Here is a 14006-nt window from a genome sequence, read left to right on the forward strand (position 1 = left end):
TCACGGAATTTTCCCATCAGCGTCTCGCCGGCATGCGCCAGCGCTTCCAGTCGCGGCAATCCGAGGAAGCCGCACGTGCCCTTGATGGTGTGGACCAGCCGGAAGATGTTATCCAGGATCTTGGCGTTGTTCGGCTCCTGCTCGAACTTCACCAGCTGATTGTCCACGGTGTCCAGGCTCTCGCTAGTTTCCGTCAAAAACTCCCGCAACAGATCATCCATGAGCTACGCCTTACAGACCTGGATCTGGACCTCGACGCCCGAGCCGCGCTGGCATGAACGGAAGTCCCCACCTTGGATCGTTAGACATCCCCTTTCACGGTCCCGTTAATTTCATCCTCCGTGCTAATACGGATATTGAAGACAAGTTTGCCGTTCGACTGCATGGGACAGCGTTTTTCGGCAAAACCGGCCCCACGCCGCAGCGGCGAGACGCGTTAGGTGAACGTGCCGATAACGGCGGGACCAGGCGCGCGGGAAAGCCCTGCTTGTGAAGGACGATATGCGCGGTCTTCGCGCAAATTGTATCGAGCCGCCTGCAATCCGGGGCGGTCTCGCCACGTCGCCTGGTGCTCTGCCGGGATATGCATGACCCGCATTTGCGGTAAACGAACCGTTACCCGCGTCCGCTGCGGCCGGTGCCGCGCTAACGCAGGCGCGCGGCCGGGGCAAGCTCGCCCTGGGGACGGTGCTCCGCCAGGCAATCGTTGATGGCGGCGAGCAGCGCGTGCGGCGTGAACGGCTTGCGCAGACAGCGCGCCGCACCCAGCTCCAGCGCCACCGGAGGAAATCCGGGGCCGGCGAATTCAGATTTGCGAACGCGTAGCGGACATCGCTATCAGCGGAACGGCCGGCGCCCGCTCGTGAAAGATCCGGACCGATTCGAACCCGCGCATGTGCGGCATGAAGATATCGTGATCATCAGATCGAACTGTTCGTGTTCGAGCGCGCGAAGTCCGGCTTCCCCTCCTTCGGCGATCGTCACCCGAAAACTGTTGCGCTGAAGATAGACTTCGATGGCCATGCAGACCATCGGGTCGTCATCGACGACGAGAATATCGCGCAGATCTTCTGTCCCCGTTTGAGCTTCCCGATTTGGCGATTCAATAATTGAACCGTGGCGCACGCCATGCTCCTTTGCTCGAGAAATGGACTGTTGAGAGCGTCCTTCGGAGCCGGAAAGACGATTGACGCAGAATCTGCGGCCGCGCGGCGCCAAGGCAACTCCATGACGACGACGCGGCGCGGATGACCTCGAAACGCGCCGGATCAACCATGACCGCGAACAAGCTCCAAACCGATGCTCCAGCCGCACCATCTGGATCTGCTGGTTCCCGCTCGGTAGGAATTGGGTCAGGGAATCTGTCTTGGCGAGGCCAACGTGCAGCGGCACTGACTGCGATCGGACGTCTTGTCCCAATTGCCAATATATCCCGACGGGAACATGATGGAACGTGGCCGAACGACAAGCAGTTCCCCGTGCTGGTCCGGGAGACGGGAGGCTACTTTGGAAACAATGGTACGTTCCTCCAACGGTTTCCTGTCCGCGCTGTCGGCGGACGATTATGAATTGATCCGCCCCCACCTGCGGACGGGCGATCTGCCGCACGACGCGGTGCTGGTCGCGACCGGCGAAACGCTCAAGCGCGCCTACTTTCCCCATCGCGGCGTCATCTCGCTGGTGGTGGAGCTCGCCAGGGGCGAGCACGTGCAAGTCGCCATGATCGGCCGCGACAGCCTGCTCGGAACGCTCTCGATCATGGGCGATGCCTGCGCGCTGAACACGGCCATCGTGCTGGTTCCAGGCTCCGCCTCGATGATGGACCTCGACCGGCTGCGCGTCGCGGCCGACCAGAGCTGCACCCTGCGGACGCTGCTCACGCGTCACGGACTGGCGGTCTACGCGCAGGTGCAGCAGACCGCGGGCTGCAACGCCGCTCATCCGGTGGAGTCACGGCTGTCGCGCTGCCTGCTCCACACCCATGACCTCTCCGGCGACTACCGGCTGCTGCTGACCCAGGAGGCGATGGCGCAGATGATCGGCGCTCGGCGCAACAGCGTGTCGCTGGTCGCCAACACCTTGCAGCAGGCGAATTTCATTAACTACAGCCGCGGACACATCCAGATCCTCAACCTGGACGGCCTGCGCCAGACGGCGTGCGAATGCTACGCCACCGTGAAGGCGCAGTATGACCGGCTGCTCGGCCCGCGCTGACTGGCGCTGCGGCGTGGTAAACCGGCCGCTAATTCCGGCCCGCAAACACGGAATGTCCTGCTACCGGAACTGAAATCCAGATGCCGTAGACACGGATGTGCCGCGCGCGCCTGTACGGGCCGGCGGCAAACCGTGATCAAGGCAGGCCAAACCATGTTCGAAGTCACCGTCGCGCCTGCGCAAACAGTGCTTGATGCCGAACCCGCGCGCGAGCCGGGCGCGTACCAGGCGCTGGTGCGCGAGATCGGCGAGGATGGTGCTTGCGAAGTGCGCGACGTGTTCTGGAGCGAAACCTGCGCGCGTCTGCAATCGTTCCGCACGCTCTCGCTCGCGCAGCACCACGGCAGGATCGCCCGCGAGGCGCATTCGCTGAAGGGCGCGGCCGGAACGTTCGGCTATGTCAGGCTCGCGGTGCTGGCGCTGCGGCTGGAGAAGACCGCGGAGAGGCTCGGCGACGCCGGATTTTGCGACCTCCTGGACCTGATGGACGCCGCCTACGCTGCCGCGCGCGCGCAGGAGCCGGAGGGCTGACGCGCTCGCTCGAAACGCTCCAACCACTCACGCGTGCATGCCCGCCGTACTTCTACGGCTTGGGATTTTCACAGATGGCTAATCATAGGCAGCGATAGTCGCCGGAAACCAGGAGGGTTTCCATGTTCACCTACGAGACCGCGGACCAGAAAGAAGTTCGCCGCTTCCGCATCGCACAGTTCAACGGCCGGATGGCGACGGTGGCCGCTGGCGAGGCGACGGTGACCGGCTTCGTACGTTCGGTGCTGGAGCAGGAATCGAGCATGCCGCCCCGCTGGACCATCACGATCATTCCCAACGTGCCGAAGGACGAGCTCAAGCCGCTGCGGCCCTCGTCGCGCGCGCGTCCCTTCGCCGAAGATTATTTCTGAGCACGGTCGGAGCCGCGGGTCTTTTTCGAGAAATGCCTCACGCTTGGCCCTCGCCCGCTGCCGGGCGGCCCGACGCAAGGCCCTTCAGTCGATCGAATGCAGCAGCGCCGCACGGACGAGGTCCGCCGTGTTGCGCGCACCGAGCTTCCGCATCGCCTCGGCGCGATGGCTCTCGAAGGTGCGCGGGCTGATCTGCATCCGAAGCGCACCCTGCTTGTTCGAATAACCCTCGCTGATCAGCCTCAGCACCTCGCGCTCGCGCTTGGTCAGCCGCTTCTGGCCTGACAGGCCGAGGATTTCGGCGCTCGGCACGCGCTGCAGCTGTGGCGCGCGCGCGAACTTCGATTCGGCGCCCTCGGCCCTGGACGCGATCGGCAGGCCACCCGTGTGAGAACCGGCAAGCTGTTTGACGAGGCCACAAACCCGCTCGGTCTGCACCAGCGCATTCTCCACGACCCGCTGCAAATAGGCACGGTCGCCCGTCACCGGCGCGAGCTGATCGCTGTGATGCTTGATCTCGCCCATGTAGAGCAGGAGCGCCGTGAGGGGACCGTTGAGCTCGCGGGCGATGGCGGCTGCCATTTCGTCGGCCGCCTTGGCACGGGCGGCGTTCAGACGGACGGCATCGAGCTCTTCAGTTGGAGCGGCGTTGCCTTCGTACCATTCCGATGGCCGCGAATCAGTGGCCGTATCATTCTGTGACCCCATGTCACTCGTTTAGCGGAACCCAACGCGGTCTGTAGTTAACTTTTTGCTCCGTAAGACTACGGTGAATTTGGCAGTTTTGTGCTGAAACCCCGGCAGAGGCACACTTTATGCTTGAGTGGCAACGTCCCTCAACATTCTTAGGTTGCTGAACCTGCCCACATGATAGGCGGGTCACTCGACGCCTTCTTAACGATCAGATCCGCGCCGATTACCTGCGGCCTTGGATTTTACGGATATATTAACGGCAGCTTGCTTCTCTATGTCGCAATTGAGAGCGCGCAAATGCCTCCATGCATGGGGTCGGTAGGCCTGCTGGAAACGTTGCGGAAGATTGCGTGCCATGAACGAGATCGACCAGCTATCGAACTTCCTGCAGAAGCTGACGCCGCTGTCGCGCAGCTGCCTGCTCAGCGAGCTCGAACGGCTTGAGCTGTGCGGCATCGACATGCCGGGCTCGTCCGACCTGCAGTCCCGGTTGCGCGCCGAATTTCGCAAGGACGGATCGAACCAGGCGCGCGCCACCAGTCCCTCGCGCCATTTCTTTGCGCCGCTCGAGCTGCTTCTGATCGACGGCGCGCCCGAGCATGCCAACATGGGGCGGATCTCGCGCAACACCCTCACCCCGATCTGGGAGTGGATCTGCCGCGACCTGCTGCCGACCATGGCACGCGACTACATCAAGGCGATCAACGACCAGGTCGCCGCCAACAACCAGAAGGAAGTGCTGAAGATCGCATCGACCTTCCAGACCAAGGTCGTCAAGGTTCTCGAAAGCACCCTCGCATCAGCGGAGAGCACCGAGTTCGCGCGCGGCAAGCTCGCGCAATACACGGCATCGCGCACCGCCTTCGAGGACGTGAAGAAGATCCAACATGTGCTGCGCGCCGGCGCCGCGCTGCCGAAGTTCAACGACAGGCTGCCCGAGAAGATCGCGAAGTTCGACGACGGCACGGTTGATCAGATCACCGCCCGATTGGACGCCTTCAAGAAGGCCCATCCCGAGGCGCTGCCGTTCGCGCTGACGCTGGTGGCGAGGCGGCTGAAGACGTTCTGGCAATTGGTGCGCCTTGCCACCAAGGCCGCCGCGAGCAAGGGCGCCGCCGATGTCGCCGCCGCGCCCTATGCCTGCGTCGTTCACATGGTGCTCGACCAGCTCGACGACAGGCGCCTCGCCTTGCGCATCGCGCTCCGGCACAATCGGGTGCTGATTGCGCGCGACCTGCTCGCCGAGATCTACGAGACCGAATATGCGCTCAAGGTGCGGATCGACGGCATCGAGCATTGCGAATGGGGCATTCGGCTCCAGCAATTGATGGACGCGATCGCGGCGCTGGTGTCCGCCGAGGTGAGCCGCTTCCCCTCCAATGTCGGCCACATTCTCGGTTCGCGCCGGCTGCGCAGCCACGACACGCTCGGTGGCAAGCTGTCCTATCTGGCCTGGAAGGGACGCGATGCGATCGAGGACGGCGCGGCCGCGTTGCGCAAGCTGATCGGCCAAACCTGATCCCGCGCTAATGCGCGCGCGGCAGGCACAGGAAACGATCGAGAAATCGCCCTGACAGCACGAACCTGAACCACCAATACATTATTCGCCGCGACGTCATTGCTGCGATCCTCGACAGCCCACCACCGGCTGCCCAGAGCAATAGCGCACGTGCAGCAATCCGCTTGTGATGTGCTTCACATTGGCGCCAGCGCGCACCGACGCATTGTCGCAGAACCGTCACGAGCGAACCGGGAAAAATGCGCGCGTCGCGCGCAATTGAGGCGCTCCATTATTCAATTGGGCGAGGCGCGCGTGGCTTGGTCCAATTGCAGGACAGTGCGCGACCATGCAGCCGCACTGCACGTCGCGAGATCTCCAGTGATTGTCGCAACCCCGCGCCCGGCGCGCGGGTAGACGTAAAAACTTCCCGACCGAGATCCAGATAATTTTAGACGTGATGGGCGCTTTAACGTTACTCAGATAATTCGACAATCGACTGAAGCCTTCCATATTTGAAACTGCTCACGTCGCTAACACACCGGCACGGAACGGGAGTGCTTGCGATGAACGACGAAATTGTAGAACTCGCCGAACGAAGGCCGAAAACCTTCGGACGGCGAAAGGTGAAGCCGCGCGCCTGCGTGGCCGACGGCAAGCGCCATCTTCGCGCGTTTCTCGCGGAAGTGCTGGAGGATCTCGGCTTCGTCACCACCGAATGCGCCAGTGCCGAGGAGCTGCAGAGCGTGCTGACAAGCGAATTGCCCGACCTGATCCTGCTCGGCATCGCCGCCGACGGCATCGAGCCCGGCACATTTCTGGAGACGCTGGTGCGCGAGGCCTTCGACGGCAGGGTTCTGACTGTGGGCGCCCGCGAGTCGATCATCGTCAGGGCCGTGCAGCAGGTCGGCGAGGAATACGGCCTCAAGATGCTGCCGCCGCTGACAACGCCGTTTGCCGCGGAGACGCTGCGCGACCGTGTCGCGATGCTGTTGCCCGAGGAGCCGGCGCCGAGCCCCGCCGTGCATGTCGGCGAGGCCCTGCACGCCGGCTGGCTCGAGCTCTGGTACCAACCCAAGATCGACGCGCGCACGCTGATTCGCAATAGCGCCGAGGCGCTGGTGCGGATGCGGCATCCGACCTGGGGCGTGGTGCCGCCCGCCTATTTCATCCCCGAAGAGCACGACCCGAATATGCGCGACCTCTCCGAATTCGTGATCGAGCGCGCCATGCAGGACTGGCACTATCTGCTGGAGCAGCAGAGCCCGGTCGATCTCGCGATCAATTTGCCGGCGTCCTATCTGAAGGAGCCGCAAGCCGTGCGCGATCTCTGCCGGCGCATGCCGACGCATCCGGCGTTCGGCGGGCTGACGATCGAGATCGACAGCGAGGAGGCGATCCGCGATCTCGATCTCCTGGCCGAGGTCGCCCGCGAACTGCGTCTGCACAATATCGGCCTGTCGGTCGACAATCTCGGCGCCAACTGGCCGTCGCTGATGGACCTTGGAAAAATTCCATTCATCAAGCTGAAGGCCGACCGGCACTTCGTCACCGGCAGCGGCACTGATCGCCTCAAGCGCACGGTGTGCCGCCACATCGTCGAGCTTTCGCATGGCTATGGCGTGCGCGCCATCGCCGAGGGCGTCGAAAGCCGCGCCGACCTCGTCGCCGCCAACGAGCTCGGCTTCGACCTCGTGCAGGGTTTTCTGTTCGGCAAGCCGATGCCGCTGAAGAAGTTTGCGCGGAGCACGCTGACGCGGACGGTGATGGGGTGATTCAGTGCGCGAGCGGCGGATTACGCTGTTGCCGCGCACCCCTCAGCCGTCGAGCGCAGGGAGCTCGTTTCACCATTCGGGCTGTGTGCCTCGACCTGCTCGACGTGAAGCGCGAAGCCGGTCGCGCCGGAATGCCCAAGTCCCGCGCGGAGCCGCATGCTCGGAATCAGGTAATCGCCGCTATTCTGGCGCCGGTAGGGAATCGGCGGTGTGGTCGCAAGCGTTCGCATCCTCTCGCGCAAACGTTCGGCAGTCGCCTGGAAACCCGCTTCGTCCAGTTTGTCGGCCTTGTAGACGACGAACGGCGGAAGCACGTCATATCCGGGATAATAGAGGATGCCGTGATTGATCGGGAACAGCAGGTCGTCGATCGGCCCGTTGATCCCGCGCGCCGAATAATGCTCCTGCCAGCCGCCGGCGGTCACGATCAGCATCGCGCGTTTGCCCGCCAGCCTGCCTTCGCCGTAACGGTCGCCCCAGCGCTTGTCGCTGTGCTCGCCGACGCCATAGGCGAAACCGTAGGCGAACACGCGGTCGACCCAGCCCTTGAGGATGGCCGGCATGCTGAACCACCACAGCGGGAATTGCAGGATCAGAACGTCCGCCCACAGCAGCTTCTCGATCTCGGCCTTGACGTCCGCCGTGAGTGTGCCCGACTCGAACGCCTGCTTGGAGGCGGCGGCCGGCGCCAGCCGCGCGTCCGGCGGCAGCAGCGGAAAGTCGGCGCGGCCGACCTCGGATGTCCATCCGTGGGCGTAAAGGTCTGACACCCGCACCTCGTGTCCCTCAGCCTCGAGTTCTCTGACAGCGACATCGCGGAGCGAGCCATTGAGGGAACGCGGCTCGGGGTGAGCGAAGACGATCAACACTTTCATGATCAGCACCTTGGTTGACGATTGCGAGCAGCAGGTAGCGCCTCCGACTGCAATCCGGTAGTTGTCGCCGATGGATAGGATCATGCCGAAATATGGATAAATCGGACGTGACGCTCGAACGCATGCGCAGCTTCGTGCGGGTCGCCGAGCGCGGAAGCCTGTCCGCGGTCGCGCGCGAGCTTGGTCTCGGCCAGTCGACAGTGACGCGACATCTTCGGGAACTGGAGCAGGCCGTCGGCGTGCCGCTGCTCACGCGGACGACGCGCAGCGTGACGATGACGGAGGAGGGGCGCCGCTATTACGCCGACTGCGTGCAGATCCTGCGCCTGGTCGAACTCGCCGGCGACGAGGCGCGCAGCACACGCGGCGCGCCTGCCGGAACGGTACGCGTCTCCTGCACCGCGGCTTTCGGCGTGCTCCACGTCAGTCGTTTGCTGTTCGCGTTCCAGGACCGCTATCCGGACGTGGCGGTGGATCTCAGCCTGACCGACGAGCGGATCGACCTTGTGCGGGAAGGTGTCGATATCGCCCTGCGCCTGGGGCCACTCCCCGACAGCTCGATGAAGCTCAGGCTGCTTGGTCAGTCGCGGCGGGTGCTTGTGGCCGCACCGGACTATCTGGCGTCGCGCGGCAGGCCCGCGCGCCCGCAAGATCTCGCCGGCCACGAGGGTGTCAGGATGTCGAACATCGCCGGCAGCGACGTGCTCGTGCTGCACGGGCGCCGCGGCGGCCGTCATGTGGTCCCCTTCGCAGGGCGGCTGCGGGTGGATCACGGGCTTGCCGCACGCGAGGCGCTCGTGGCCGGGCGAGGCATTGCGCCGGCGCATCTTTGGCTCGTCGACGACCTGCTTGCCTCCGGCCAACTCGAGCGCGTGCTTGAAGACTACGCGCCGCCGTCCGTTCCGCTCAACATGCTGATCGTCCCGGAGCGGTCCGGCATCGCGCGGGTCCGGCTGCTGGTCGATTTTCTCGCCAAGGGAATCGCGCAGCTGCCGGGGATTGAAAAACCGCAACCGGGCAAGAGGTAAGGCCGCATCAATCCGGCCTCAGGCAAACCGCCGTGCGAAGAAGACGCAGGCGACCACCAGCGCGGTCGCGACGATCATGCTCCAGGCCACAGGTTCGTGCAGGAGCAGGCCTGCAAGCGCAAGGCCGAAGAACGGCTGCAGCTGTTGCAACTGGCCGACGCGGGCGATGCCGCCGATCGCAAGCCCGCGGTACCAGAAGATGAAACCGACGAACATGCTGAAGACCGAGACGTAGGCGAGCCCGATCCAGGCGGGCACGCCGACGCCACTCCATGTCGAGGGCCAGGTGAGAATCGCGACCGGCACCATCAGCGGCAGCGACAGCAGCAGCGCCCAGGAGATCACCTGCCAGCCGCCGAGCCGGCGCGACAGCGCGGCGCCTTCGGCATAGCCGAGCCCACACAGCACGATCGCCGCGACCATCAGCAGATCGCCGGTGAGCGATGCGACGCCATCGTTGGAGAGGGCAAAGCCCGCGACGGTGGCGCTGCCGAGAATAGAGAACAGCCAGAACATCGGCTGCGGCCGCTCGCCGCCGCGCAGCACGCCGAAGATCGCGGTCGACAGCGGCAAGAGCCCGATGAAGACGATCGAATGCGCCGAGGTGATGTGCTGGAGCGCAAGCGCCGTCAGCAAGGGAAAGCCGACCACGACCCCGATGGCGACGATGGCGAGCGAGACGAGATCCTTGCGCTGCGGCCGCGCCTGACGGAGCAGGCCGAGCACGGCCACGCCGATCAACGCGGCGATGACCGCGCGCACCGAGGTCAGGAACAGCGCGGAGAACCCGCCGACCGCCACGCGCGTCGCCGGCAGCGAGCCGCTGAAGATGATGACGCCGAGAAGGCCGTTGCCCCAGCCGCTGCCGGAAGATTGCATGGTCGTTTTGCCTTGACGGTGGTGATCGCAACTGGAGTGGCCAGCCGGGGTGGCGCGACGATTACCTGTAAGCTTTCCAAGACCCAACAACAAAAAGCGCGAAAACAACCCCATGCACAGTAGCCGGGGACTGCAAGATCAATGACTTACGCCGGGGCGGAATCGTGTTTCTAGACCGCGATCGTGATGCGGCGGGCGCTGAAGGCGAGCCGGGGATGATTGCCGACGAGCAGCAGGGCTGCGTGGGCGACACTTAATTCGCCTTGATGCCCGCTTCACTGATCAGCTTGCCCCATTTCGAGCTTTCGCTTTGGATGAAGCGGCTGAACTCCTCCGGCGAGGTCGGTGCAGGCTCTGCGCCAAGCGTCCGGATCTTCTCGACCACCGATGGATCCTTCAGGGCCTTTCCGAAGGCTTCGTTCAACCGGCCGACGATATCGGCTGGCGTGCCGGCCGGAGCAACCAGCCCGAACCAGCCAACGGATTCGAAACCCGCAATACCGCTCTCGGCGAGTGTCGGCACATCAGGCAAGGACGACAGACGCTGCGCAGACGACACACCGATGGCGTTGAGCTTACCTTCGAGGATCAGTTGCCTCGATGCGGGGATATCCAGTACCGCGAAGGGGACATGGCCTGCGAGAACATCGACCGTCGCCGGCGCGGTCCCGCGATAGGGGACCAGCTCCATGGCGATCCCGGTCTTCTGCGTGAACAGTGCCGCGGTCAAGTGCATGGCGGTCGAATTGCCGCCATGCCCGATCGACAACGCGCCCGGCTTGGCCTTGGCGAGCGCGATCGATTCCGCGACCGTATGCGCCGGCACGTTCGCTGACGCAACCAGCACGAAGGGAATTTTCGCGAGCAGGGTGATCGGCGCAAGATCCTTCGGATCGAACGGCATCGACGAATTGAGATGCGGATTGACCGTCAGGCTGCCTGCCGGCGCAATGCCGAGCGTATAGCCGTCAGGCTTGCCCTGCGCGACCGCGGCCATGCCGATGTTGCCTCCAGCACCCGCGCGGTTCTCTATCACGAGACCCTGTTTGAGCTCGGCAGTGACCAGCGGTTCGAGCGCGCGGATGACGGTATCGGCGCTGCCGCCGGGCGGAAAGGTCACGATGATCTTGATCAATTGCTCGGGATAGACCGCTCGGACCGCCTCCAGCGGCAGCACGGCGAAACTCGCGGCCGTCAGCACGGCCAAAATGCGGCGGCTTGCAACGTGAAACACGTTTCCCTCCTGGTGCGAGTCTTTTTTTGTTTTGTGAACCACGACTTTGTAAATCACCTGCCGGCGGACTTCGCCGCGAGACCGTCCGCTTCAAATCGCCTTACGCCGAAGCGCCGGTGATGCGCGTCAGCAAGCCTTGTGGGTCCGCTGGCGCGGCCTGCCCGCGCCAGGCGACGTGCTGATCGGGCCGCGCCAGCACCAGCTTCTCGGCATACGCGCCGTTCGCTTCGTCCGGCGCAATGTCGAGCAGCGCGAGCGGAATGCCGCGCTGCTCTGCGGCAGACTTCAATGGCGCTACATCGATCGCCGGATCGAACCGCAGCAAAGTGTAGCCGACGCCGAAGGCATCGTAGAGCGATCGCCCGTCCCGCAGAAACAGGTGCGGCGCGCGAGCGCCCGGCACGGTGGAGGGGGTGAAGCTGCCCATCGCGTAAGCGGGCGGCGTCTCGCCGTCATAGGCGATGATCGGCGAGGCATCGTAATAGTAGCCGAAGTTCAATCCGGCACAGCAATATTGCTGCACGTTGAGATCGTAGGCCGCCCTGGCCAGCGCTGCGCGCGCGGCGTGGCCGCGCGGCGTGTCGTCCTCGATCTCCGCGGAGACTCCACCACGCTGCGCCATCATCTTCATCGCATGGTCCATGGCAAAGCGCGACACCTGTTCGGTGATGGGCTGACGCTCCGCCTCGTAGGCATCCAGGATCGAAGCCGGCGCCCACCCGTTCAGATGCGCCGCCACCTGCCAGCACAGGTCGACGGCGTCCGCAATCCCCGCATTCATGCCGTAGCCCGCATACGGCATCCACAGATGCGCGGCGTCGCCGCAGATGAAGACTCTGCGGTCGCGGAAGCGATCGGCGACAAGCCGGCGGCCGACCCAGTCCTCCTTGCTGAGGACGCGGTATTCGAAGCGCTCGTCGACGCCGAGAATGGCGCGGATCGCCCAGTCCCGATCGACCGAATCAAATTCGGGCTCGTCTGGCTTCAGGTGATTATGGATCAGCCAGCGGTCCTGACCGTCGATCGCCACCGTCGTGCCTGAGCGTCGCGGGTTGAGCGAGAGCACCATCCAGGCCGGCTTGTGCGCGCCCATCAGCTCCTTGAGCTGCGGCGCTTCGATGAAGGTCGATTGCACGCGCTGGATCACCGGCGTGCCGGACAGGTTGGCGCCGATCGATCTGCGAACCAGGGAACGGCTGCCATCGCAACCGATCACAAAGGAAGCCTCGATGCGGAGCGAGCTTCCGCTGTCGAGGTCGCGCGCCAATGCGACCACATGGTCGTCATTCTGCTCGATGTCCGTGATTTCCGTGCGCGCCAGAATGGTGATGCGCGACTGAGCGGCGGCATGGCTGAACAGGATCGGCTCGAGATAGACTTGGTTGATCCGGTGCGGCGGCTCCGGCGTCGGCCACCAGGTGTCGGGGCCGCCGGTGGCGCTGTAGCGGCGTGCGCGCGAGGGAATGTCGATGCGGCACAGCTCGATGCCGGTCGCCGTGGTCCGGTAGGAGCAGTCGTTCGGGAAATCTGCGGGCAGGCCTGCGTCGCGCAGCTTTGCGGCGACGCCGAGCCGGCGGAAGATCTCCATCGAACGCGCCGAGACGTGATTGCATTTGACGCTGGGCGGATCGCCGGCATGGCGGATCTCCGCGACCACGACGTCGATCCCACGGGAAGCCAGATCCATCGCCGCGGTCAATCCGACGGGCCCGGCGCCCACCACCAGCACCTGTGTCCTCATGTTCGTTTCCAATCCCTTGGCGATCGCCGCTTCACCGACCACGGCATGCATTTTATTGCATGCTCGCTTATGTGATAAGCCGGAAAGAACTCATCAACTCATGAGCTTTGCCTATGAACGTCACCTTACGGCAATTGCAGGCCTTCACCGGCGTGTACCGTACGCGCAGCATCACGCGGGCTGCGCGCGAGCTGGGGATCACGCAATCGGCGGCGAGCCTGTTGATCCAACAGCTCGAAGCGCAGCTCGGCGTCAAACTGTTCGATCGCTCCACTCGTTCGGTGCAGCCGACGCGGGCCGCTGACGAGGCAGTTCATGCCGCCGAACGGATGCTGGGCGATGCGCTGGGCCTGTCGCGGCGCATGCGTGACCTCGCGCAGGCGCGCGCCGGCCGAGTCGCGTTTCTCGCCTCAGCCGGTACCGCATCGGCACTGCTGCCCTCGGTGCTGGCAAAATTCCGGGCAGGCTATCCCGACATCGAAATCGACATGCGCGACGTCGCCGCCGACGATCTCGTTCCACGTCTGATCGCGACGGATGCGGAGTTCGCGATCGGCAGCGTCGAGGGAGAATTCGCGGAGCTGACGATCGAGACGCTGACCCGCGGCCGCCTGAGCGCCATCGGCCGGCGCACCCCCGACTTCGCGGCACGGCGCTCACTGACATGGGACGAATTGGATCAGATGCCGACGATCGCGATGCGGCGCGAGACGCGGATACGCATGCAGATCGATCAGGCGCTGGGGAGCCAGGGCAAGCACCTCAACCCGACCTATGAAGTGACGCTGATCAACACCGCGCTCGCCATGACGGCGCAGGGCCTCGGCCTTGCTATCCTTCCTGCGACGATGCTGCCGGCCGATCAATTTCCAACTCTGATCGCAAAGCCGCTGATACGCCCTGCCATCACCCGCCCGGTGTCGCTGCTGCAGCGCCAGGGTCGGACGCTGTCGCCGGCCGCGCAGGCGTTCGTGGCGACGGCGCGGACGGTGCTGGCGGAGCGAGAGCCGGCAAGATCAGACTGATCTGCCGAGCTTTCTGGAAAGCCGTTTTATTGTGGCGGTGAGCGGCCCGAGACATAGGTGACAAAACGTACCGGACACATGGATTACACTTTCCGCTTTTGTTCTGCGGGAGGTGTGGATGCCGTGGAAAGCGAGTTCGGTC

The 14006-nt window shown here is 64.3% G+C and carries 13 protein-coding genes and 1 pseudogene; 7 read left to right on the forward strand and 7 right to left on the reverse strand.

The window, feature by feature from the left end; translation table 11 throughout:
• Both ACFQX9_RS16530 and ACFQX9_RS16535 read right to left on the reverse strand, forming a co-directional pair.
• The coding region (locus ACFQX9_RS16530) for an Hpt domain-containing protein (protein WP_377789056.1) at window positions 1-221 on the reverse strand (221 nt) is incomplete at its 3' end.
• A 424-nt stretch (window positions 222-645) separates the two neighbouring features.
• A pseudogene (locus ACFQX9_RS16535) lies at window positions 646-1125 on the reverse strand (response regulator).
• Between the two features lie 390 nt (window positions 1126-1515).
• Here ACFQX9_RS16535 and ACFQX9_RS16540 point away from each other — a divergent pair.
• From ACFQX9_RS16540 to ACFQX9_RS16550, 3 genes are all read left to right on the forward strand, one after another.
• On the forward strand, window positions 1516-2214 hold the full coding sequence (locus ACFQX9_RS16540) for a Crp/Fnr family transcriptional regulator (protein WP_018459877.1): 699 nt from the start codon (window positions 1516-1518) through the stop codon (window positions 2212-2214).
• A 153-nt stretch (window positions 2215-2367) separates the two neighbouring features.
• Window positions 2368-2745: an Hpt domain-containing protein gene (locus ACFQX9_RS16545; RefSeq protein WP_018459876.1), complete on the forward strand. Its 378-nt coding sequence runs from the start codon at window positions 2368-2370 to the stop codon at window positions 2743-2745.
• A gap of 122 nt (window positions 2746-2867) precedes the next feature.
• Complete coding sequence (locus ACFQX9_RS16550; RefSeq protein ID WP_018459875.1) at window positions 2868-3116, forward strand: hypothetical protein; 249 nt, start codon at window positions 2868-2870, stop codon at window positions 3114-3116.
• 84 nt (window positions 3117-3200) lie between these two features.
• Here ACFQX9_RS16550 and ACFQX9_RS16555 read toward each other — a convergent pair whose 3' ends face one another.
• Window positions 3201-3824 carry a LuxR C-terminal-related transcriptional regulator gene (locus tag ACFQX9_RS16555; protein WP_377789555.1) on the reverse strand — a complete coding sequence of 208 codons (624 nt, stop codon included), beginning with the start codon at window positions 3822-3824 and terminating at the stop codon, window positions 3201-3203.
• A gap of 340 nt (window positions 3825-4164) precedes the next feature.
• On the opposite strand from ACFQX9_RS16555, the gene ACFQX9_RS16560 reads away from it, so the two are divergent.
• Together ACFQX9_RS16560 and ACFQX9_RS16565 are read left to right on the forward strand one after the other, a co-directional pair.
• Complete coding sequence (locus tag ACFQX9_RS16560; RefSeq protein ID WP_377789558.1) at window positions 4165-5328, forward strand: hypothetical protein; 1164 nt, start codon at window positions 4165-4167, stop codon at window positions 5326-5328.
• Between the two features lie 545 nt (window positions 5329-5873).
• A complete protein-coding gene (locus ACFQX9_RS16565) occupies window positions 5874-7082 on the forward strand; it encodes an EAL domain-containing protein (RefSeq protein ID WP_377789560.1) in 1209 nt (402 codons plus the stop codon).
• A 20-nt stretch (window positions 7083-7102) separates the two neighbouring features.
• Here ACFQX9_RS16565 and ACFQX9_RS16570 read toward each other — a convergent pair whose 3' ends face one another.
• The gene (locus ACFQX9_RS16570; RefSeq protein ID WP_377789561.1) at window positions 7103-7957 is read right to left on the reverse strand and encodes an NAD(P)H-dependent oxidoreductase; all 855 of its coding nucleotides are present in this window, start codon (window positions 7955-7957) and stop codon (window positions 7103-7105) included.
• Window positions 7958-8049: 92 nt separating this feature from the next.
• On the opposite strand from ACFQX9_RS16570, the gene ACFQX9_RS16575 reads away from it, so the two are divergent.
• Window positions 8050-8985: a LysR family transcriptional regulator gene (locus tag ACFQX9_RS16575; protein ID WP_377789563.1), complete on the forward strand. Its 936-nt coding sequence runs from the start codon at window positions 8050-8052 to the stop codon at window positions 8983-8985.
• Between the two features lie 18 nt (window positions 8986-9003).
• On the opposite strand, the gene ACFQX9_RS16580 is transcribed toward ACFQX9_RS16575, so the two are convergent.
• The 3 genes from ACFQX9_RS16580 to ACFQX9_RS16590 form a co-directional block, all read right to left on the reverse strand.
• A complete protein-coding gene (locus ACFQX9_RS16580) occupies window positions 9004-9864 on the reverse strand; it encodes a DMT family transporter (protein WP_377789565.1) in 861 nt (286 codons plus the stop codon).
• Between the two features lie 253 nt (window positions 9865-10117).
• A complete protein-coding gene (locus ACFQX9_RS16585) occupies window positions 10118-11098 on the reverse strand; it encodes a tripartite tricarboxylate transporter substrate binding protein (RefSeq protein WP_247295759.1) in 981 nt (326 codons plus the stop codon).
• A 100-nt stretch (window positions 11099-11198) separates the two neighbouring features.
• The gene (locus ACFQX9_RS16590; protein ID WP_377789567.1) at window positions 11199-12839 is read right to left on the reverse strand and encodes an FAD-dependent oxidoreductase; all 1641 of its coding nucleotides are present in this window, start codon (window positions 12837-12839) and stop codon (window positions 11199-11201) included.
• 113 nt (window positions 12840-12952) lie between these two features.
• On the opposite strand from ACFQX9_RS16590, the gene ACFQX9_RS16595 reads away from it, so the two are divergent.
• A complete protein-coding gene (locus tag ACFQX9_RS16595; protein ID WP_018459865.1) occupies window positions 12953-13864 on the forward strand; it encodes a LysR family transcriptional regulator in 912 nt (303 codons plus the stop codon).
• Window positions 13865-14006: the final 142 nt, after the last annotated feature.

The sequence above is a fragment of the Bradyrhizobium sp. GCM10028915 genome (genome assembly GCF_042666195.1).
In the GTDB taxonomy this organism is placed as follows: domain Bacteria; phylum Pseudomonadota; class Alphaproteobacteria; order Rhizobiales; family Xanthobacteraceae; genus Bradyrhizobium; species Bradyrhizobium canariense_D.

What these genes read in the sequence shown, in the direction of transcription:
- ACFQX9_RS16570 (WP_377789561.1), bottom strand. Translation starts at nt 7,957, where the DNA reads ATGAAAGTGTTGATCGTCTTCGCTCACCCCGAGCCGCGTTCCCTCAAT.
- ACFQX9_RS16545 (WP_018459876.1), top strand. Translation starts at nt 2,368, where the DNA reads ATGTTCGAAGTCACCGTCGCGCCTGCGCAAACAGTGCTTGATGCCGAA.
- ACFQX9_RS16590 (WP_377789567.1), bottom strand. Translation starts at nt 12,839, where the DNA reads ATGAGGACACAGGTGCTGGTGGTGGGCGCCGGGCCCGTCGGATTGACC.
- ACFQX9_RS16565 (WP_377789560.1), top strand. Translation starts at nt 5,874, where the DNA reads ATGAACGACGAAATTGTAGAACTCGCCGAACGAAGGCCGAAAACCTTC.
- ACFQX9_RS16560 (WP_377789558.1), top strand. Translation starts at nt 4,165, where the DNA reads ATGAACGAGATCGACCAGCTATCGAACTTCCTGCAGAAGCTGACGCCG.
- ACFQX9_RS16575 (WP_377789563.1), top strand. Translation starts at nt 8,050, where the DNA reads ATGGATAAATCGGACGTGACGCTCGAACGCATGCGCAGCTTCGTGCGG.
- ACFQX9_RS16550 (WP_018459875.1), top strand. Translation starts at nt 2,868, where the DNA reads ATGTTCACCTACGAGACCGCGGACCAGAAAGAAGTTCGCCGCTTCCGC.
- ACFQX9_RS16540 (WP_018459877.1), top strand. Translation starts at nt 1,516, where the DNA reads ATGGTACGTTCCTCCAACGGTTTCCTGTCCGCGCTGTCGGCGGACGAT.
- ACFQX9_RS16555 (WP_377789555.1), bottom strand. Translation starts at nt 3,824, where the DNA reads ATGGGGTCACAGAATGATACGGCCACTGATTCGCGGCCATCGGAATGG.
- ACFQX9_RS16580 (WP_377789565.1), bottom strand. Translation starts at nt 9,864, where the DNA reads ATGCAATCTTCCGGCAGCGGCTGGGGCAACGGCCTTCTCGGCGTCATC.
- ACFQX9_RS16595 (WP_018459865.1), top strand. Translation starts at nt 12,953, where the DNA reads ATGAACGTCACCTTACGGCAATTGCAGGCCTTCACCGGCGTGTACCGT.